This is a genomic window from Sphaerisporangium sp. NPDC049003 (assembly GCF_043197795.1).
In the GTDB taxonomy this organism is placed as follows: domain Bacteria; phylum Actinomycetota; class Actinomycetes; order Streptosporangiales; family Streptosporangiaceae; genus Sphaerisporangium.
The window spans coordinates 1-19260 of the sequence record NZ_JBICTU010000010.1 but is presented as its reverse complement, the minus strand read 5'-3'; the positions used below and the strand labels follow the sequence as shown (position 1 = coordinate 19260).

Sequence of the window (19260 nt, the reverse complement as noted above, 5' to 3'; positions counted from 1 at the left end):
ACCCTGGGGGAGGGGCAACCCTACTGTCCGTATCATTCCTCAGGTTGACATAACTCTAAATCTCAACTTGAGGGTGAGAGTTAAACAAGAAGGTCCGGCCCCGTTTCGGGCTTCACGTAATGCAAGTAAACGAGCGGAAAGGCCCCTCGTCGTGGCAGCACCGCAGAACTACCTCGCGGTCATCAAGGTCGTCGGCATCGGCGGCGGCGGAGTGAACGCCGTGAACCGGATGATCGAGGAGGGACTCAAGGGCGTCGAGTTCATCGCCATCAACACCGACGCCCAGGCGCTGCTGATGAGTGACGCCGACGTCAAGCTGGACGTGGGCCGCGAGCTCACGCGCGGCCTCGGCGCGGGAGCCAATCCCGAGGTCGGGCGCAAGGCCGCCGAGGACCACCGCGAGGAGATCGAGGAGGTGCTCAAGGGCGCCGACATGGTCTTCGTCACGGCGGGCGAGGGCGGCGGCACCGGCACGGGCGGAGCGCCCGTCGTGGCGAACATCGCCCGGTCGCTCGGCGCGCTGACCATCGGTGTCGTGACCCGGCCCTTCAGCTTCGAGGGGCGGCGGCGCGCGGCGCAGGCGGAGGCGGGCATCGAGACCCTCCGCGACGAGGTCGACACGCTCATCGTCATCCCGAACGACCGCCTGCTGTCGATCTCCGACCGCCAGGTCAGCGTGCTCGACGCCTTCAAGGCGGCCGACCAGGTGCTGCTCTCGGGTGTGCAGGGCATAACCGACCTCATCACCACCCCCGGTCTGATCAACCTGGACTTCGCCGACGTGAAGTCGGTCATGTCGGGCGCGGGTTCGGCGCTGATGGGCATCGGCCACGCGCGCGGGGACGACAGGTCCGTCGCCGCGGCCGAGATGGCGGTGTCCAGCCCGCTGCTGGAGGCGAGCATCGACGGGGCCCACGGGGTCCTGCTGTCCATCGCGGGCGGGTCCGACCTCGGGCTCTTCGAGATCAACGAGGCGGCGCAGCTGGTGTCCAACGCCGCCGCGCTGGACGCCAACATCATCTTCGGCACGGTCATCGACGACGCCCTCGGCGACGAGGTGCGGGTCACGGTGATCGCCGCGGGCTTCGACGAGCCCGAGCCGGAGAAGCCGGCCGCCCCGCCGCAGCCCGCCGCGCGCCCCCAGCCCGCGGCGCGTCCCGCCCCGCAGGCGGCGCCGGCGCCCGTGTCCCAGCCGAGCCAGCAGTCCCGCCCGGTCACATCGGGTTTCCCCGCGCCCAAGAGCGAGCCGGCGCGCGCCGAGCAGCGCCCGGCCCCGGTACGTCCGCTGCCGCCCGCGCAGCCCGCTCCGGTGACCCAGGCCGCGCCTCCGCCCCCGGCGCCGGAGCCCGCTCCCGCGCCCGACCCGGCGCCCGTGACCGCTTCGGCTCCCACCCCGTTCGGGCGTGAGACCGGGGAGTCCTCGAACAGCTCGCATGGCTCCGCCTCGCATTCCGAGCAGCAGCTCCAGGGGCCGGTGTCGATCCCGAGGCCGGCGCCCGAGCCGCCCACTCCCATCACCTCCCGCGTCTCCGAGCCCGCCCGGCGCCGTCCGGTGGTCTTCGAGGAGCAGGAAGAGGAGCTGGACGTCCCTGACTTCCTGAAGTGAGTGCCGGCACGTGCCTGTTCCCCTCCGGGGAGCCGGGCACGTGCCGCGCTCGCGACGTCGTCCCATCCGCATGTTCCTGACCTTCTGAAGTGACCGAACCCCCACGTGAAGAACGCGAACACCACACGACGCGACGAGATCGCGGCGAGCCTGGCCGAGGTGGAGCGCCGGATCGCCGGCGCCTGTGAGAGGGCCGGGCGCGCGCGCCGGGACGTCACCCTTGTCGCGATCACCAAGACCTATCCCGGCTCCGACGTGAGAATCCTCGCCGGGCTCGGCATCCGCGACGTCGGCGAGAACCGCGACCAGGAGGCCGCCGCCAAGGCCGCCGAATGCGCCGACCTGCCTCTGACGTGGCATTTCGTCGGGCAGCTCCAGACGAACAAGGCCAGGTCCGTCGTCTCCTACGCCGACGTGATCCACTCGGTCGACCGCGCGCGGCTGGCCGGGGCCCTGGGCCGCGAGGCCGTCAAGGCGGGCCGGCGGGTCACCTGCCTGGTCCAGGTAGCCCTGGACGACGATCCGGGCCGCGGCGGAGTGCCGCCGGCGGAGCTGCCGGCCATGGCAGACCTGATCGCCGGGACCGAGGGTCTGGCCCTCGGCGGCGTCATGGCGGTGGCCCCACTCGGGGGCGATCCAAATAGGGCGTTCGCGAGGCTTTCAGAACTTTCATCTGTTCTAAGGGTGATCCATCCGGATGCGTCCGTCGTTTCGGCGGGAATGAGTGGAGATCTGGCCGAGGCGATCGCGCATGGAGCGACACACGTGCGTGTCGGTACGGCGTTGCTCGGTCGCCGGAAGCCCTTCGTCAGGTAATGTCCCCCCGAGTGGACCTTGATGTCCATGTATCCGAGCAGAGGTCGACAGCGGTGCCTTAGGTTGCCTTGGGTACGGCGACCATGAGCAGGAGGACGACGTAGCGATGGCCGGCGCGATGCGCAAGATGGCGGTCTACCTCGGTCTCGTGGAGGACGACCGCTACCCGGATTATGGCAATTACGCCGACGACGAGGATTACACGGACGACTATGTCGACCGGCGCCGCGGTGACGAGCGCGGGCTTGGAACGCCCCAAGACGGCCAGGAGGAGGTCGAGACCCCGGTCCCGGCTCCGAGGTCCGGGTCCGCGGTCGTCGAGCGCCGTACGACCGATCTGGCGCGAATCACAACCCTTCATCCTCGTACGTACAACGAAGCGCGAACGATCGGCGAGCACTTCCGCGAGGGAACTCCCGTCATCATGAACTTGACAGAAATGGTCGACAGCGACGCCAAGCGTCTTGTTGATTTCGCGGCAGGTCTGGTCTTTGGCCTACATGGCAGCATTGAACGTGTTACCAACAAGGTGTTCCTGTTGTCCCCTGCCAACGTCGAGGTGACCGCCGAGGACAAGGCCCGAATCGCGGAACGCGGGTTCTTCAACCAGAGCTAGAGTTCCACCATGAACAGTGAACGGCCAGACATGGCCCGCCCGGACCGAGGTCGGCAGATCGGGATGGAGGCAGGACGCGACCGTGGGGATCGTTAAGGACATCTTGGTCGGAGTCCTGTACATCTATCTCATACTGTTGATCGGCAGGATGATCTTCGAGACGGTGCAGGCGTTCGCCCGCTCCTGGCGTCCCACAGGGCTCGTCCTGGTGCTCGCGGAAGCCACATACACGGCAACCGATCCACCTCTCAAGTTCCTCCGCCGTTTCATTCCGCCCCTCCGGTTGGGTACGGTGGCCTTTGACCTAAGCTTCACAGTGCTGTTCATTGTGGTCTTGGTCATGATCCAAATCGTGTCCGCGCTTCGTTTTTGATCGGGTACCGTCCTCCGGACAGACTCCGAGCGCGCCAAGGAGACCGAAATGCCGCTGACGCCCGCTGATGTGCGGAACAAGCAGTTCAGTACCACCCGGCTGCGGCCGGGGTACGACGAGGAAGAAGTCGACGCCTTCCTTGATGAGGTGGAGGCCGAGCTCGACCGCCTCATCCAGGAGAACGAGGAGCTTCGTGCGAAGCTGACCGAGTGCCTGCGTGGCAAGGTGCCGGGTGGGATGGGCATGAGCATGGCGCCCGCCCCGGTGGCCGAGCCCAAGCCCGAGATGATGATGCCGCAGCCGGAGCCCATGAAGCCACCGGAGCCCATCAGGCCCGAGCCTGTCCCCGTCGGCATGGGAATGCCCCCCGCCGAGGACAACATGGACACCGCCGCCCGCGTGCTCGCCCTGGCGCAGCAGACCGCGGACCAGGCGATCGCCGACGCGCGCCGCGAGGCCGACGAGACGGTCACCCGGGCGCGGCGCGAGGCCGACGAGGTCCTCGGCAAGGCCCGCCGCCAGGCCGAGCAGATCATCGGTGACGCCCGTGCCCGCGCTGAGACGCTTGAGCGCGACGCGCAGGAGCGCCACAGGCAGGCGATGGGCTCGCTGGTGCAGACCCGTGACGAGCTTGAGCGCAAGGTCGAGGAGCTGCGGAGCTTCGAGCGCGAGTACCGCAGCAGGCTGAAGCTCTACCTTGAGAACCAGCTCGCCGAGCTCAACGTGTCGGCCGAGGGCAGTGGCGGCTTCCCCGTCGTGGGTGCTCAGATGGGCGGGGCTCCTGCCATGTCCCACGCTGTCGCTCCCGGTGGCCAGCAGCAGATCCCCGGTGGCCAGAACAACCCGTTCGGCCCCGAGCCCACGCAGCACTCCGGAGCCTTCCAGGGAGTCGACGGCCCCCACAACGATCGCCGTTAGGGTAACGGGTCAGGTTCCTCACCGACCCGCGACTTGGAGTCCCTGTGATCTACCTCAGCGCCATTCTGGTGGTGCTCGCCTTCGGCCTGCTGGTCGCGGGCGTGGTGACCGGAACAGCGGTCCTGGTCATGTGGTCGATCGTGGTCAGCGTGCTGTCCGCGGTCTTCCTTATGATCGGGGCGCTGCTGCGTCGCCATGAGTTGTTCCCCTCCGGCGGCACTACGGCGGCCACCGCGTCGCCGATGCCCGTGGCAGGCGCCGGAGTCGCGGGTGGCTCGATGGGCCGTCCCGGTGGAGTGGCGGCTTCCCCGGGGGTCCCCCTCATGGCCGCGCCCCACTTGGGGTTCCAGACGGCCACGCTGGCTCCGCCGCGGGCGTTCCCCGCGACAGGGCCGGGGCGTGGCGCGGGAGGCGGGCCGTCCGCCGACGCGATCGTGCTGGTCATCTCCGGGCGCAAGCGGTTCCACCTGCGTGGGTGCCGCCAGCTCGCCGGGCGCGAGTTCGAGGAGCTGACGTACGAGGAGGCCCGCGAGGAGGGCTTCACGGCCTGCACCACCTGCCTCCCCGACGGCTACAAGCCCGACACCGCCCGCAAGTCCGACAGCGTCCGCACCCCCGAGCCCACCCCCCGCACCACGGAGACCGGCCACAGATCCGAGCCTGGCGACAGGCCCGAGACAGGTCGCGCGTCCGAGACAGGTCGCACGTCCGAATCCGGACGGGGCTCCGAGGTCGGCGGCACGGGCGCGGCGGGCGACAGGGCGGCGACCGGCTCCGGCACAGGGCACAAGCCTGAAGGCCAGGCCGCGACCAAGCCCGAGCACCAGGCCGAGAGCCGGAACGAGGCCGAGGGCAAGGCCGCCGAGACGGGACGCGGGCCCGCGTCCGGTTACAGGTCCGATGAGACGCGGCCGGTGCCCCAGGTCCCCGCCAAGTCACCGATGGATCCGATCGAGAAGACTCCCGGGCGCGCCGGGACTCAGACCGGTTCCTCTTCATCGGGTCCGATCGAGAAGACTCCCGGGCGCGCCGGGACTCAGGCCGGCTCCTCTTCCTCCGGTTCCGCCGCGGACGCCGAGACCGAGCGTCCCGACGGGGAGCAGTCCTCCACCTGGCGGTCCGAGGCATGGTTCGCGGCTCCTTCCCCGGGCTCGTCCACTGACAAGCCGCCGACCGGCAGCCCTTCGAGCAGCTCTTCGGGCGAACCCGGTGGCTCCTCCTCCGCGAAGAAGCCTGGCCCCTCTTCCACGCCGATCGACCTTCCGATCACCCCCGTCAAGCTTCCCGAGGCCCTCTCCCCCTTCGAGGCCTTCAAGCGTTCGGACCCGCCAAAGCCGTCAGCCGGCACGAGCAAGCCGTCAGCCGGGCCGGGCAAGCCGTCGGCCGGTGACGCGAGGCCCGGAGAGCCCGTTGGCGGGGGGCCCCGCACGGCGTCATCCGACCCGAGCCCCTCCGCGGGCAAGCCCGGAACGGCAGGCATGAAGCCCGCCGAGGCTCACGACGACGACAACGACGATGATCCGGTCGTCGTGGTCAGCGGCGCGCCCCGCCCGGCCGCCACCCCCGGCAAGACGGCCACCACCAGCGACAGGACGGCCGCCACCCCCGGCAAGGCGGACACGTCCAAGGACGCCGACTCCGCGAAGAGCGCAGGACCGGAGAGAAGGACCGACTCCGCGAAGAGCGCCGGACCCGAGCGAGGGACCGAGCCCGGCAAGAGCGCCGGGCCCGAGAAGGGCGCTGGGCCCGAGAAGGGCGCCGTCAGTCCTGCCGCCGGGAAGCCCGCGAAGCCGGAGAAGGCCACCGCGACTTCGGGTGGCGCGGGCTCCACCGGCGCCAACCCCAAGCCGGCCGCGCCCGCCGAGAAGCCGTCGAAGCCGCAGCCGGACGGCGGCACCCCCGAGCGGTCCGACACCGGCCCCGCCCGCAGGGACACCGACGCCAAGCGCGGGGACAGCGACTCCACGAGCGGGCACAGCGACGTCGAGCCGGGGGACACCGGCACCCCGTCAAGTGATGCCGGTGACAAGCCGAGCGGCGCCGGTGACAGGCAGACCGGTACAGGGGACGGGCAGGGCACCGCCGGGGACAGGCCGAGGAAGAGTGACTCGACCGTCGAGGTGATGCGCCCCGGCATCGTCAAGGTCATCCCCGGCACCCGGCGTTACCACAGCTCCGCCTGCCCGCTGATCAAGGGATCGGACCCGGGCACCCTGGAGACGATGTCCAAGCCCGACGCCGAGGCCGCCGGCCTGACCCACTGCTCCGTCTGCGACCGCGACGACTGAAGCTTTCAACGTTTCCCCCCCGGCCCGCGACTCCTGACGGGCCGGGCCGCGTGTTCGCGACCGCGTCGGCCGAGCGGCGATCCCGGGTGACATGGGGTCACGTGCGGGGACCATGGTTCATCCGCCGGCGCTTCGGGCGAGCCGCGATGGGACAGGAGATCGCTTGGGCGCCGGTCCCTTATCTCCAGCACGACGGTGGCGACGGTCGACGGGCCCTCGAAGGCGATGACGTGCTCCAGGTGGGCCAGCGCGCGTGCCGTCTCCTCGGCCTCGGTCGTGGCGTAGAAGTGCGAGCGGTACAGGTAGGGGCCGGCGTCCCGAGTCCGACTGGAACCCGGAGCCGGGCCCGGATACGGCCGGAGGGGTCGCCGGTGTGGCCTTGAACGGTGGGTGTCAGTGACCTCGCCGCTGGAATCGGCTCATCGGCCGGGCTACGCGGGATGAACGTTCACGTGCTTCTCGGGGCTTGAGACAGGCCGGGTGGTTCGGGTTTCTGCTTCGGCCTGGCGCATCAGGACGAGGAGGCGTTGCGGGGTGGTGGCTTCCACGATGACGCCGGTCGTGTGGATCAGACCCGAGAAGGCGCAGAACCTCCTCCGCCAACTCGCCCACATGACGACCCACCCGGCGTTCTCCCGCTGGAGCGCCGAGGCGGCCTGATGCAGGTCCGCTTCAGGTCTCACGATGGGTCTCCAGTGGACTCGGATTCGAACGCCACGGGTGACTCGTCGAGCTTGAATACCGACCATACGATCTTGCCGAAGGGGTGCCGATCTTCGATGCCCCAGTCATCGGACAGGACAGTGATCATGAGCAGTCCTCGCCCGGATGTCTCGGTGTCTTCGGGCTCGCGAAGCTCAGGACGACAATTGCTGCTGTCATGCACTTCGATGCGAAGCATGCCGGGTGCAGCTTTCATCTTGACGACAAACCCCTGGCCGGCCACGGCGCCGTGAGCGAGTGCATTGGTCGTGAGTTCGGACACGCAGAGGCGTATGTCTTCGACGCGTGCCGTCACTCCCCAGGCCCTCATCGTGTGGGTCGCGAAGTCCCTTGCCTCTTTGACCGTCATGAGATGGTTTTCAAATGCCTTGATACTGGTCCTGTGGGCGGGCGTCGTACGAGAAGCTTCGCTCCCTGGGGGCACATCGTGCGGGTTAGCCTGTTCTTGCATTGTTGGCGCACCCCTCATTGATCCCGCCGAGGCCTCTTCGTGGCAGGAGATGCTTATCTCCTTAGCCGCTAATGTAGCAAGGTAGTGCACCGGCCCGTGTGGCTTTCTTCGCACGATGTGGTCGGCGGTGTAACTCAGTTCCCAAGCAGATGCTGCTGGTAAACCAGTTCGTAGAGATGGCCACCCTTGATCAGGATTTGTGCTTCGATCGGCTGGTTATCAGCGGTGTGAACCGTGCGAAATGTGCGTAGTACGGGCACATCATCGGGAAGCTCCAAGCGCTCCAGCTCGTCGGTGGTAGGGAGCCGCACGGAAAGCTTGTCCACCCAGTGATGTGGTGGGAGCCCCAGCTCGGAGAGCAGACGTGGCGAGCCACCAGGAATCCTGCGACGTTCCGTCAGGGCAGTGCCCGTGGCGATGGAGAGCGGATGATAGATCCACGCGAGCTCGGTGGGTGCGTCGTTGAGCAACAGGAGCTGGTGGCGGACCGAAACAAGATCGTCCTCGGTGAGGTCGAAGGTCTCGGTGACAGCTGTGGGAGGCTTCACCTCGGCTACATCCAGAAGCTTCACGGCTCCCCGGAGCGATCGCTTGGCCGCCTCGGTCATCCAGGGATAAGCCTCATCGTCACGGCGTGGAGGCATGTAGGAAGCGGGAACGATCGCCAAGGCCGGCTCGGCGCGCACGAAGACCCCCACGCCGGCCCGGCCTACGATGAAGCCCTCGTCTTTCAGCACGTTCAGGGTCCGCTGCACGGTCTGACTGGTCACGCTGTACTGGGCCATCAGTTGCTGAGTCGTCGGCAAACGCACGCCGGGCAGCAGGTCCCCCGACATGATCAGGGCGCGAATCTCCGCCGCGATCTGCTGGTGTCGGGGCCGGGGGTCTGTCTTCTTGGTCATGGATCATCTCACTTTGAACTGGTAACGGAAACGGCGACCTTCGGGAAGCATCGTCATCACCGAAGCCTCGAACGGCACCCGTCCCGCCGCGAAGACAACCCTGAACAGCACAACCACCAGCGTGCCAACCTCCACGTCGAGAAGTGCGGCCTCCTCCTCCAGCGCCCGACTGATGGAGATGTCCTCGTACACCTCGTCGGGGACATAGCCGAGTTCCGTCAGAAGAGTAGACGCTCCACCAGGGATCTTGCGGGACTCGGCAAGCCGTGTGCCGGCGGCGACCGCTGCCGGGTAGTACGAATCGGTGAGCTCAACCGGGCGCTCATCCACAAGCATCACGCGGCGGCGAACGATGGCGGTGCCACCCTCTTCGATCCGCAGAGCCTGGGCCACCGGAGCGGGCGGCACTATCTCGGTCACCTCACGAAGGCGCTGAGAGCCGGACCTGCCCCTCTCGGAAAGTTCCTCCGACCAGGCATCCGCCTGGCCTTGCGCACGTGGGGACAGGTATGACTCCGAACTGCCGATCCAGCCTCCGAAATGGTCCATGGAGCACTCCGAGCGGTTTAGGTGGCAAAGTAGTAAGGCTGGTCTCACTCTACCGGCCACTGTTCCCGCGCCTCACGACCGCTTGAAGGGCACGCAACAGTGCATCGCTACTCTGTTCCCTCTAGAACAATGTGCCCATTCGGCGGGAACAGGCCGTCATCGAAGAGTCGCGTCACCGTCTGCACCGGGCGGCCAACCTCGCCGAGCATTCAGCGGACACCGGCCAATCCTGGTCACCACGTTCACCAAGACCTCGTGGAAGCTCTGGCCCATCAGCTCGATCTGCTCGTTCCCGACGGCACGCTACGGGCCCGGATCGACGTCGTACACGTGGACAAGCTCGTCAACGAGATCAAACGAGCCGCTCGGTCCTGATCAGGGCGGGCGGCCCGGCGGCGTGTCCCAAGCGACCACGACCGCGTTCCAGGTGCGGGCCGGGTGGCGTCGCACCTCCTCGTGGACCGCGGTCAGAATGTGGCGATCGGGTTGACCGGGCTGCCGGACGTACCGGCGAAGCGGACCGGCGCGACCGCGAGGTGGAAGTCCCACTGGCCGAGTTCGGCAGCCGTCGTCGCGCACGCCTCCAGGTCGCAGTTGTCGAGCATCCACAGGCCCATGGCGACGAGGCTCACGGCGTGAACCGGCATCAACACCGCTTCGTACCCCGATGGCTGAACGTCCTGGGGGGTGTCAGCGCCGATCAGCGCGACCTCCCGTTCATGCAGCCACGGCAGGCAGGACGCGTGCCACCCGGCCTGCGTGAAACCGCTGACCGCACCGGTCTCGTGCCGGGCGCGGCCATAGCCGGTCCGCAGGAGTACCGCATCGCCGGATCGCACCCGCACACCCTGGCGACGCTCGGCCTCCTCAAGATCGTCGGGAAACACACCCTGTCCCGGTTCCAGCCACGGCACATCCCGCACGCTCGCGATGTCCAGCAGGACACCACGCGTGATGATCCCGTTCGCCGCCGCCGTGACGGACGCCCACGCCGATCCCGTCGCGGCGTCGACCAGCGAGTGCGACCGCCCGTTGTACATCGTGCCGTCCCAGAAGATGTGGCACGGCGAGTCGACGTGGGTGAGGGTGTTGCCGTGGAACGTGACGCCGAGCCGCTCGGACGAAAAGCCCCAGCGCCGGTCGTCGCGGAATCCGGGCACCGGCATGTCCTCGGCACCCGGCATGTCGGCGGCGCACGGGCACGTCGTCGTCGACCGCTCCATGTCCTCCGGTACGGCGACCTCCCATGCGCACGACACGCTCCTGCCGTGGCGCACGGCCCGCGCCGCCGCCAGCCGGACGTCGTCGGTGATGTGGTTCAGAGTGCCGAGCTCGTCGTCGTCACCCCACCGTCCCCAGTTCGACAGCGTGTTGAAATACCCGAGCACGTCGTCCTGTGTGGGCACCGGTCGTCCTGCCGTCATCCCCGCATCGACTCCTCCGGTCACGTCCTTCGAGGCACAGCAGGCAGGGTATCCCGTTTCCTCGAACCCCTCTTCAGCCTCGGCTATCCGCTGGGCCATTGTGAGTGAGAGGGTCTGGCCCGCCGTGACCGGGCTTTCGTCTTGCCGATCGGCAGGCGCCGGCGTAGGTGCTGGTCGTGAAGGCTTTCGGCGGGGCGCCAGGTGGCGGCGGTGACTTCTTCCATTTGTAGTTCGGCGATGTCGGCCGTCGTGTGGAAGAGGAAACGGAAGTCGAAGTGCTGATGTTCCGGTTCGCTCTTGGCGTCGTTGGCGGGGATGGGGTGCACGTCGATGTGGAGCGGCCCGTCTCCCATCGGGTTCACGGCGCCGGCCGGGATGCCGGTCTCTTCGGAGAGTTCCCGCAGGGCCGCGCCGAGCAGGGTCTCATCGGTGTCTTCGAGGTGTCCGCCGGGGAGCAGCCAGGTGCCGAGGACCCGGTGGTGGACGTGAAGGACGAGACCCAGGTCGTTGACGAGAACGGCTCCGGCGGTGGCGTGGCCACGGAACTCCTTGCGGGTGGCGATGTCGGCCCCGGCGTCCAGAAGGCCGAGTACGGGCGTGAGCGCCGCCGTCTCGTCCGGGTGGGCGGCGAGGTAGCCGGTCAGGGTGTCGCGGATGTGCCGTGCCGTGATGGTCATGGATCACCTGTCGAAGTAGTTGAGCCAGGTCGCCGCGATCGCGGCTCTGTCGGTGGCGCTGACTTCGTGCATCCCGGGGGCGAGGTCGCCCCGGCTGAGCATGTGCATCCCGGCGACTATCTCAGCTTGTACGAGGTAGATGAACGGTCCCACGCTGGCGCCGTGCAGGAAGTTGACGGCGTTGCCCTCGTTGAGCAGGTAGAAGTAATGCCCGGTTGTCTGGTAGCGGGTGATGTGCTCGCCGGCGTCGGCCCGGCTGTACACGTTCGGGAGGCCAGCGAGGTCGAGCTCGTCCTCACTGCTGGTGACGGTGGCGACGTAGGCGCCGTTGCGCAGGCGAGGGAAGTCCTCGCCCCGCAGTGACAGCGCACCTGTGGCGCACAGCACGAGCCCGGCTCCCGCCAGCGCCGTCTCGCGGTCGCGGGCCACGGCGAATCCCTGACTGAGCGCCTGGGCACGCCGCACGGGGTCGATGTCGAACACCGTGACGTGCACACCCTTCGCATGCAGGAGCCGGGCTATGGAGCTGCCCAGCTTGCCGAAGCCGACGACCAGGGCCGGTCGGCCGGACGGGATGTCCCCCCGGCCGCGTAGGAGAGCCTCGGTGGAGAACACGACGGACTGCCCGACGAGGAAGTCTTCGGGATCCTTGAGCGGGGATCGGGCGACGGAGACGACCGGACAGGCCAGATCGGCGAGCCCGGCGTAGCGGCGATGCCCGTTCTCGGTGTCCTCCACCACGCCGAGGACGGACCCGGAGAACCGCTCGCACAGCGCGGCCAGCGAGGGCGCGAAGTAGCCGCCGACGTCCAGAAGCACGAGCGGCTCGCCGGCCGCTCGCGCTTCCAAGTAGTCCAGGGCGGCTTCGGGCGTCCCGAACAGCTCGCGGGACAGGGGGTCGCAGGAGACCAGGCGCTCGACCTCGCGCCGCGCCATGGGGTCGATCGACTTCGGCTTGGGCAGCACCGAGCGCAACCGGGAGACGGAGGCGACGGCTTGTACGAAGCTCGGGCGCTCGGACAGCAGGTGCGTGACCATGAAACACGTCGGCCGCGCGGCGGGTGCGAGCTGAGCGCCGATCTTGCCGAAGTAGGCGTCGAGCCGGGCACGTTCGAATGACTCCATGTAGTTCTCTCTTGGGGGACGAGGGGCGGAGACGTCTGGCTTTGGCGCGGTGAGGGGTCGGGCGGGGTGACACCGGCCCGGATACGGCCGGAGAGGTCGCCGGTGTGCCCTTGAACGATGGGTATCGGTGACCTCGCCGCTGGAACCCAGCTCATCGGCGGGCTACGCGGGATGAATGTTCACCGGTTTCTCGGGGCTTGAGACAGGCCGGGTGGTTCGGGTTTCTGCTTCGACCTGGCGCATCAGGACGAGGAGGCGTTGCGGGGTGGTCGCTTCCACGATGACGCCGGTCGGGTGGATCAGACCCGAGAAGGCGCAGAACCTCCTCCGCCAACTCGCCCACATGACGACCCACCCGGCGTTCTCCCGCTGGAGCGCCGAGGCGGCCTGATGCAGGTCCGCTTCACGTCTCACGATGTGGGCCTCCAGGATGCTTGCGGCTGTGGCACCGGCCGGCGTCAACCGGGCTTGATCTCCGCCCAGACGACCTTGCCGCCGGTCTCGGGCCGGCGGAAACCCCATCGCGTCGTGAGCGCCTCGACCAGGAAGAGGCCACGGCCGCCCTCGTCGTCAGGGTCGGCGTCCTTGATGTGCGGGGGGCTGGGGCTTGCGTCCCACACCTCGATCACGGCTCGCGAGTCCACGACGTGCAGGCTGACGCAGATCGCGTTGAGGCCGCTCGTGAGCTCGCCGTAGCCGGGGCTGTCGGTCATGATGCCCGTCTCCCTGATGGCGTTGGTGCTCAGCTCGGAGACCACCAGTTCGGCGGTCTCGATGAGGTGGGGAAGCTCCCACCTGTGCAGAAGATCGTGGACGTGGCGGCGGGCGGTACGTACCGAACCGGGGAGGGCAGCCAGCGCGAGGCGGCTCGTTGGGGGCGGTTCGGCCGCTTGGACGCTCGTTGGGTTCACGGTGCTGCCCCTATCGGGAGACCTTGGACAGAGGACGCGAAGCCGAATCGATGCCCTGGACTCTGGGCTTCGCGCGACATCGCTTGGTGACTCGCGGTAATCTAATGACTACAGCTCGTTCGCGTCAAGGAATAACGCAAGGTATGCGTGAACGCACACGGCATAGAGAGAAGGTCGTCATGTCACGGCGAGGTACCACCCCCACCGTCCGTCTCCGGCGCCTGGCTTCCGAACTGCGCAAACTCCGGGCCGCCGCCGACATGACCCGAGACGAGGTCACCGAGATCACGAGCATCAACGGGGCGACGCTCTACCGCCTTGAAACCGCCAAGGCCCGCCCCCAGGTGCGTACGCTGAGGACGCTTCTCGACCTGTACAAGGTCGAAGGGCCGCTACGTGAAGAGCTTCAGGCGATCCTGAAAGAGTCGGCCGAACGGAGTTGGCTGCACACGTTCGAGCGTGAGCTACCCGATCAGTACACGGCTTACATCGGCTTCGAGCAGGAGGCTCAGCGTCTGCTCAACTACGAATCCCTGTTCGTCCCGGGACTCCTTCAGACCGAGGACTACGCTCGTGCCGTCATCCGCAGCATGCCGCCGATGGCAAGCCGTGAAGAGGTGGAAGCCCGAATCGAGGCTCGTCTGCAGAGGCAGGCTCTCCTCGCCCAGGAGCGCCCACTGCACCTCTGGGCCGTCATCGACGAGGCGGTGCTTCATCGCCATGTGGGCGGACGGAATGTGATGAAAGCCCAGCTTCGCAAGCTGCACGAGGTCTCCCAGGAGCCCAACATCACGCTCCAAGTGGTCCCGTTCAACGGAGGCGCACACCCAGGTATGCATGGGAGCTTCATCATCATGCAGTTCGGCGAGGGAAACGAAGATGTGATCTACATCGAGGGCACGACGGCCGATCTGTTTCTGGAGAACGAGACCGACATCCAGCGATATAACCTGGTCTTTGAACACCTTCGGGCCGTCGCCGCGAGCCCAGAGGCTACCCGAGCCATGGTGGCCGCTGTGCTGGAAGCGGAGATCAAGTGAGAGGAACCGCAGGATGTCGCAGACCCCCGACCTGTCCCTCGCCATCTGGCGAAAGAGCAGCCGAAGCGGTGCCAACGGCGCATGTGTCGAAGTAGCGGCTCACGCCGGTGTGATCGGTGTTCGAGACAGCAAGAACCTCGGCGGCGCTGTCCTGGCGTTCAACTCTGACGAGTGGCACGCCTTCGTCCTAGGCGTGAAGTCCGGCAGCCTCGCCGCAACCCTTTGATCAACTTCAGGTGGCGTAGGCGGGCTCCGTCGCTGGTTGATCTCGCCAGGAAGTGGAAGCCGGATCCCACCTACGACTACTCGCTGGGGGTCCGGGCCATCCTCTGGGAGGAGGTTCCGGAGGGTCGACCGACCATCAACGCGCTCGAAGGGGTCGCGCCTGGCGAGCCACCTGTCGCCGTACCTCAGGACAACCCTTACATGTACTTCCTCGAACTGTGGGAAGCCCTCTTCTATCCCGCTGTGGAGACCGGGGACCTGCCGATCCTGCGAAACTTCATGCGGGCTTTCGAACGGATCCTCGCAATGGGCTCCGAGGTTGTGGACGAGAGCTTCGAGATGATGTTCCTGAAGGAGCTCATGACGCGGTACGACACTCTCGGTCACTGTTACGGTCCCCTCGTGCGGGAGAAAGTGCTAGCGCCAAGGGATTGAGGCCCGCCTTCACCGGAACCTAGACGTTCGCTGATGGCGGTCAGGCCAGCCCGCCATTGGCGTGGCCGTCAGCCAGAGGGCGTCGGGGCCGGCGAGGAAGGCTACGACGTCTGCCACGCCGGAGGGTTGCCCGAGGCGGGCCTGGTGTACTGACCACGGACGTTGGTGACAGCACGACAGGATCAGCGACACGCTGTTGATGGTCTTGAAATGGGTGAGGGCCTTCTGGCGTGGTGTGAGTCGACCAAGATTCACATCGCCCGCCGGAGGCCCTCATGCCCCACCGTAACGCCCCGCTGACCGAGACCGGCCGACTTCGGCTCGCGCGTTGCATCGTCGAGGACGGCTGGAGCATCCGCCGCGCGGCCGAACGCTTTCAGGTCTCCCACACCACCGCGGCCCGGTGGGCCGGCCGCTACCGCCAGTACGGCCCGGCCGGGATGGCCGACCGCTCCTCCCGCCCGCACCGCAGCCCGGCCCGCACCCGGCAACGCACCGAACGGCGGATCTGCAAGCTGCGGGTGACCCTGCGGCTAGGACCAGCCCGCATCGCCGCCCGCCTGGGCCTGACGCCCTCCACCGTGCACCGCGTCCTCATCCGGTACGGCATGCCACCGCTGGCCCACCTGGACCGGGCCACCGCCACACCCATCCGCCGCTACGAGCGCGAACGCCCCGGCGAGCTGGTGCACATCGACATCAAGAAACTGGGCAACATCCCCGACGGCGGCGGCCACCGCGTCCTGGGCCGCGCCGCCGGACGACGCAACCGCCAAGCCACCCCCGTCACCTCACGCAACGCCCACGGCAACCCACGCCTGGGCCACGGCTTCCTGCACACTGCCCTGGACGACCACTCCCGGCTGGCCTACACCGAGATCCTCACCGACGAGACCAAGCAAACCGCAACCGCCTTCCTGACCCGCGCCCAAGCCTGGCTGGCCGCTCACGGCATCACCATCGAGCGCGTCCTGACCGACAACGGCAGCTGCTACCGATCACGCCTGTGGGCCGACACCTGCGCCCAATTGGCCATCACCCACAAGCGCACCCGCCCCTACCGGCCACAGACCAACGGCAAGGTCGAACGCTTCCACCGCACCCTGGCCGAAGAATGGGCCTACGCCCGCCCCTACACCTCAGAAGCCGAACGCCGCGCAGCACTTGATCCGGCCCCTCCCCCCGAAGCGTGGACACCTTGAGTGCCAGATCATGGAGATCTGGAGACCAAGGAGTTCCTGGTGGTCATGAAGGTCTATCCGGCTGAGTTCAAAGCCGATGCTGTCGCGTTGTACCTGTCGGATCCGGCCCGGACGATCGCCTCGGTGGCCCGGGATCTGGGTATCAGCCGGGAGACGCTGCGGTTGTGGGTGCGCCAGGCCCAAGCGGCCGGCACCGCACCGGCCAAGGCCGGGCCGGTGCCGAAGCGCTCGAACGCCCCGATACCCTCCGACGACGTGGAAGAGGAGAACAAGCAGCTCAAGGCCCGGATCAGGGAGCTGGAGCTGGAGCGCGACATCCTGCGCCGGGCGGCCAAGTATTTCGCCGGGGAGACCAACTGGTGAGGACCCGTCAATTAACTACTGCCCGAGTTGATGTTGGTTTCGTAGGCGGTGATCTCGTTTTGGAGGGCCTCGATCGAGCGGGGCGGGTGGGTCCGGCGGCGGGGCTGGGCGAGGATTGCGGCCAGGTCGGGGGCGGCGAAGCCCAGCAGGGGCCGGGTCCGGTGGGCGTGGTAGCTGAGGGTGTTGCGGTCTCGGCCGAGTAGCCGGGCGGCCAGGGTGAGTGTGACGGTGTTGCGGTGGCTCAGCACCGCGGCCAGGACGTGGTGCTGGTGGTCGAGGAACCCGAACCCGGGATTGTGCCCACGCCGGTTGATGCCCTTGCGTTTCTCACGTTCGGCCTCGGCCAGGGTCCGGCGCCAGGGCTCGAGTTCGGTCACGAGCCGGTCGAACTGGTCGCGGGACATGCCGGTCAGAGCGGGGTGGGTGAGCAGGTAGGTGCCCTCAGCCGGGATCGGGGGCGCCTTGCCCTGTTCCGGCTCGGCTGGTGGCGCCGTGCTGGGATCGTAGGGCGCGATCGTGTAGTTCCACTCGCCGTGGAAGTCGTCACGCTGGACGCGCTGCAGGAGTACCTGGCGCTGCTCCTTGGTGAGGGTCCGGCCGGTGGGGTAGTCGCCCTCGTCCAGGACGGCGCTGACGGTCAGGCCGGTGCTGGTGCGGGTTGCCGAGATGCTCTGCAGCAGCACCTCATAGCTGGTCAGGGGCCGTCCACGCAGGCTGTGGGTGATGCGGGAGAACAAGCGGTGCTCGACCTTGTTCCACTTCGATGTCCCGGGCGGAAAGTGCAGCACGGTGACGGCCAGCCCGCATTCGTCGGCGAAGTCGGCCAGGTCGTTCTTGAACAGGTGGGAGTCAGCGGAGTTCGCCCCTCCGGAATCGGCGGTGATCAGAAGCCGAGTCGCGTCCGGGTAGCCATCTCGGCCTTGCTGGTTCCACCAGCGGCGGATCGACTCCACCGCGAACGCCGCGGTGTTGCGGTCGGTGCCCACATTCACCCAGCCGACGTCTTGACCCAGGTCATAGACGCCATACGGGATCGCGACCGGGGTATCAGCGAAGGTGAAGTCGTGATCTGGGGCCGTGATCGGGTTCCCCTTCGGCCGGTAGGTGCGGCCGGCCCGGGCGAAGTCACCGATCGGCTCCTTCTTCTTGGCGTCCACGCTCACCACCGGCAAGCCCTCAGCCAGGAACTGCTCGACCGTGGTGTTGATGTGCTGGAACTGGGCGTCGCGGTCAGGAACCTGGCTGCCGGCACGCTTCTTGGCCATGCCCTGGAGACTGAATCCCATCGAGCGCAGCAGATCGCCTACCGCCGGGGCGCTGATCGGATGGCCCGCCTCGGTCAACTCTCCGGCCAGGTCCCGCAGCGAGGCAGTGGTCCAGCGCAGCGGAGAAACCGGATCACCGACCTCCCGCGGCTCGATCAACGCCTCGAGCGCCGGAACCAGACCAGGATCCCGCTCAGCAGCCGACTTACGTCCGCCACCAGGACGGCGCACCCGTCCCAAGACCGGCGCACCGCCCGCGAGCTCGAGACGTCCCCGCGTGATGGTCGACTCCGATACTTCTGCCAGCCTGGCCACCACCGCGATCCCGCCATGCCCGAGCGCATCCGCCTCAGCAGCCAGATACAAACGGCGCTGCCGCTCGTCCAGATGCGGAAGCACAGCCGCGAACTTCACATCCAGGACCGCCAAGCCCGTCTCCGACATCGCCATGGAAAGCCAGTTAGCACACCACTCACTGAAGTCGCACCGAAACCAGCAGTAATTGTCTTACGGGTCCTGAGTCGCTTCCAGTTCGTCGCCGACCACGCCAGCGCCTTCGGCGTGAAGCGACTGTGCCGTGTCCTTGCTGTTTCCCGCTCGGGGTTCTACCGGTGGCGTGCCGCCGCACAGGTGCGGGCGGCCCGCGCTCACGCTGATGCCGAGCTCGCGAGGCGGATCAGGACGATTCACGCGGAGTTCGACGGCACCTACGGCAGTCCGCGTGTCACCGCTGAGCTGCGCCACGGCGGTGTGCGTGTCAATCACAAGCGGGTGGAGCGGGTGATGCGCGCCCATCGCATCGTCGGTGTGCATCTGCGCAAGAAGGTCCGCACGACGGTGCCCGAACGGTCGCGGCAGGCGGTGCCTGACCTGCTGGGGCGGGACTTCACCGCACCCGGGCCGAACCAGCGGTACGTGGGCGACATCACCTATCTGCCCGTAGCCGAGGGCCGCTTTGGTTTCGTTCGTGAGAAGCAACCGCAAATGTTTGCCGCTTTCGACCGCACCGAGGCGGGCGCCAGGGCGTCGGTGTTCGCGAGAAGTGACCGCAGCCATCGGCTCAGGGCCATTGGCATCGACGAGAGGTAGGGCATTGGCCGAGGTCAGCGGCGTCCACTCGCGTGGCGGCCGGGTGCGGTCAGAACTGGCGAACATCAACTCCGCCGGGTCGGGGGGTGCGGTCGCCGGTCGCGAACAACTGCGGTCGGAAATGGCGAACAAAACCACCGCTTCCTGTACCTGGCCACGGTGATCGATGTCCTGTGACAGCGAAGGCTGAGCATTGTCACCGAAGGTTGATGACCACTAGTTTCGTGCCACCGAAGGTTGAGTGACGCGTCGCCAGTCGTCA

General features: G+C 67.6%; 19 protein-coding genes and 3 pseudogenes. 14 read left to right on the top strand and 8 right to left on the bottom strand.

Annotation, left to right across the window (positions count from 1 at the left end; translation table 11 throughout):
* Positions 1-151: 151 nt before the first annotated feature.
* The 7 genes from ftsZ (at position 152) to ACGFIV_RS12990 (ending at position 7277) form a co-directional block, all read left to right on the top strand.
* Positions 152-1606 carry a cell division protein FtsZ gene (gene ftsZ, locus ACGFIV_RS13020; protein WP_392834542.1) on the top strand — a complete coding sequence of 485 codons (1455 nt, stop codon included), beginning with the start codon at positions 152-154 and terminating at the stop codon, positions 1604-1606.
* Positions 1607-1711: 105 nt separating this feature from the next.
* Positions 1712-2422, top strand: a complete 711-nt coding sequence (locus ACGFIV_RS13015; RefSeq protein ID WP_392834539.1) for a YggS family pyridoxal phosphate-dependent enzyme — start codon at positions 1712-1714, stop codon at positions 2420-2422.
* Positions 2423-2528: 106 nt separating this feature from the next.
* On the top strand, positions 2529-3038 hold the full coding sequence (locus tag ACGFIV_RS13010; RefSeq protein WP_358557408.1) for a cell division protein SepF: 510 nt from the start codon (positions 2529-2531) through the stop codon (positions 3036-3038).
* An 82-nt stretch (positions 3039-3120) separates the two neighbouring features.
* Entirely contained in the window at positions 3121-3411 is a 291-nt protein-coding gene (locus ACGFIV_RS13005; protein ID WP_358557432.1) for a YggT family protein, read from the top strand.
* A gap of 48 nt (positions 3412-3459) precedes the next feature.
* Complete coding sequence (locus ACGFIV_RS13000; RefSeq protein ID WP_358557406.1) at positions 3460-4329, top strand: DivIVA domain-containing protein; 870 nt, start codon at positions 3460-3462, stop codon at positions 4327-4329.
* A 44-nt stretch (positions 4330-4373) separates the two neighbouring features.
* Positions 4374-6617, top strand: coding sequence for a hypothetical protein (locus ACGFIV_RS12995; RefSeq protein ID WP_392834534.1), 2244 nt, complete (start codon positions 4374-4376; stop codon positions 6615-6617).
* 537 nt (positions 6618-7154) lie between these two features.
* Positions 7155-7277, top strand: coding sequence for a hypothetical protein (locus ACGFIV_RS12990; protein WP_392834531.1), 123 nt, complete (start codon positions 7155-7157; stop codon positions 7275-7277).
* 19 nt (positions 7278-7296) lie between these two features.
* Here the strand turns inward: ACGFIV_RS12990 and ACGFIV_RS12985 are convergent, their stop codons facing one another.
* The 6 genes from ACGFIV_RS12985 to ACGFIV_RS12960 form a co-directional block, all read right to left on the bottom strand.
* Positions 7297-7689, bottom strand: coding sequence for an ATP-binding protein (locus tag ACGFIV_RS12985; protein WP_392834528.1), 393 nt, complete (start codon positions 7687-7689; stop codon positions 7297-7299).
* A gap of 236 nt (positions 7690-7925) precedes the next feature.
* Positions 7926-8693 carry a GntR family transcriptional regulator gene (locus tag ACGFIV_RS12980; RefSeq protein WP_392834524.1) on the bottom strand — a complete coding sequence of 256 codons (768 nt, stop codon included), beginning with the start codon at positions 8691-8693 and terminating at the stop codon, positions 7926-7928.
* A 3-nt stretch (positions 8694-8696) separates the two neighbouring features.
* Positions 8697-9242 carry a UTRA domain-containing protein gene (locus tag ACGFIV_RS12975; RefSeq protein ID WP_392834521.1) on the bottom strand — a complete coding sequence of 182 codons (546 nt, stop codon included), beginning with the start codon at positions 9240-9242 and terminating at the stop codon, positions 8697-8699.
* A 467-nt stretch (positions 9243-9709) separates the two neighbouring features.
* Entirely contained in the window at positions 9710-10666 is a 957-nt protein-coding gene (locus ACGFIV_RS12970; protein ID WP_392834519.1) for a cyclase family protein, read from the bottom strand.
* 83 nt (positions 10667-10749) lie between these two features.
* On the bottom strand, positions 10750-11343 hold the full coding sequence (locus ACGFIV_RS12965) for an NUDIX hydrolase (protein ID WP_392834516.1): 594 nt from the start codon (positions 11341-11343) through the stop codon (positions 10750-10752).
* Between the two features lie 3 nt (positions 11344-11346).
* A complete protein-coding gene (locus ACGFIV_RS12960) occupies positions 11347-12468 on the bottom strand; it encodes an adenosylhomocysteinase (protein WP_392834514.1) in 1122 nt (373 codons plus the stop codon).
* 265 nt (positions 12469-12733) lie between these two features.
* Between ACGFIV_RS12960 and ACGFIV_RS12955 the strand changes: the two genes are divergently transcribed.
* A complete protein-coding gene (locus ACGFIV_RS12955) occupies positions 12734-12859 on the top strand; it encodes a hypothetical protein (RefSeq protein WP_392834511.1) in 126 nt (41 codons plus the stop codon).
* Positions 12860-12926: 67 nt separating this feature from the next.
* Here the strand turns inward: ACGFIV_RS12955 and ACGFIV_RS12950 are convergent, their stop codons facing one another.
* Positions 12927-13379: an ATP-binding protein gene (locus ACGFIV_RS12950; protein ID WP_392834508.1), complete on the bottom strand. Its 453-nt coding sequence runs from the start codon at positions 13377-13379 to the stop codon at positions 12927-12929.
* A 143-nt stretch (positions 13380-13522) separates the two neighbouring features.
* Between ACGFIV_RS12950 and ACGFIV_RS12945 the strand changes: the two genes are divergently transcribed.
* From ACGFIV_RS12945 to ACGFIV_RS12925, 5 genes and pseudogenes are all read left to right on the top strand, one after another.
* A complete protein-coding gene (locus ACGFIV_RS12945) occupies positions 13523-14419 on the top strand; it encodes a helix-turn-helix domain-containing protein (RefSeq protein ID WP_392834505.1) in 897 nt (298 codons plus the stop codon).
* A gap of 13 nt (positions 14420-14432) precedes the next feature.
* Entirely contained in the window at positions 14433-14645 is a 213-nt protein-coding gene (locus tag ACGFIV_RS12940; protein WP_392834502.1) for a DUF397 domain-containing protein, read from the top strand.
* Entirely contained in the window at positions 14642-15079 is a 438-nt protein-coding gene (locus tag ACGFIV_RS12935; protein WP_392834499.1) for a hypothetical protein, read from the top strand. The genes ACGFIV_RS12940 and ACGFIV_RS12935 overlap by 4 nt, the downstream gene beginning before the upstream one ends.
* A gap of 275 nt (positions 15080-15354) precedes the next feature.
* Positions 15355-16239: pseudogene (locus ACGFIV_RS12930) on the top strand (IS481 family transposase); the annotation flags it as partial.
* A gap of 81 nt (positions 16240-16320) precedes the next feature.
* Positions 16321-16512, top strand: a pseudogene (locus ACGFIV_RS12925) (transposase); the annotation flags it as partial.
* Between the two features lie 143 nt (positions 16513-16655).
* Here ACGFIV_RS12925 and ACGFIV_RS12920 read toward each other — a convergent pair.
* Positions 16656-18359 carry an ISAzo13 family transposase gene (locus ACGFIV_RS12920; protein WP_392834496.1) on the bottom strand — a complete coding sequence of 568 codons (1704 nt, stop codon included), beginning with the start codon at positions 18357-18359 and terminating at the stop codon, positions 16656-16658.
* A 63-nt stretch (positions 18360-18422) separates the two neighbouring features.
* On the opposite strand from ACGFIV_RS12920, the pseudogene ACGFIV_RS12915 reads away from it, so the two are divergent.
* Positions 18423-18866 (top strand): annotated as a pseudogene (locus tag ACGFIV_RS12915) (IS3 family transposase); the annotation flags it as partial.
* Between the last annotated feature and the right edge of the window lie 394 nt (positions 18867-19260).

Coding starts and splice junctions, on each gene's coding strand:
- ACGFIV_RS13010 (WP_358557408.1), top strand. CDS start 2,529: ATGGCCGGCGCGATGCGCAAGATGGCGGTCTACCTCGGTCTCGTGGAG.
- ACGFIV_RS13000 (WP_358557406.1), top strand. CDS start 3,460: ATGCCGCTGACGCCCGCTGATGTGCGGAACAAGCAGTTCAGTACCACC.
- ACGFIV_RS12985 (WP_392834528.1), bottom strand. CDS start 7,689: ATGACGGTCAAAGAGGCAAGGGACTTCGCGACCCACACGATGAGGGCC.
- ACGFIV_RS12980 (WP_392834524.1), bottom strand. CDS start 8,693: ATGACCAAGAAGACAGACCCCCGGCCCCGACACCAGCAGATCGCGGCG.
- ACGFIV_RS12975 (WP_392834521.1), bottom strand. CDS start 9,242: ATGGACCATTTCGGAGGCTGGATCGGCAGTTCGGAGTCATACCTGTCC.
- ACGFIV_RS12970 (WP_392834519.1), bottom strand. CDS start 10,666: ATGACGGCAGGACGACCGGTGCCCACACAGGACGACGTGCTCGGGTAT.
- ACGFIV_RS12965 (WP_392834516.1), bottom strand. CDS start 11,343: ATGACCATCACGGCACGGCACATCCGCGACACCCTGACCGGCTACCTC.
- ACGFIV_RS12960 (WP_392834514.1), bottom strand. CDS start 12,468: ATGGAGTCATTCGAACGTGCCCGGCTCGACGCCTACTTCGGCAAGATC.
- ACGFIV_RS12945 (WP_392834505.1), top strand. CDS start 13,523: ATGCGTGAACGCACACGGCATAGAGAGAAGGTCGTCATGTCACGGCGA.
- ACGFIV_RS12940 (WP_392834502.1), top strand. CDS start 14,433: ATGTCGCAGACCCCCGACCTGTCCCTCGCCATCTGGCGAAAGAGCAGC.
- ACGFIV_RS12920 (WP_392834496.1), bottom strand. CDS start 18,359: ATGGCGATGTCGGAGACGGGCTTGGCGGTCCTGGATGTGAAGTTCGCG.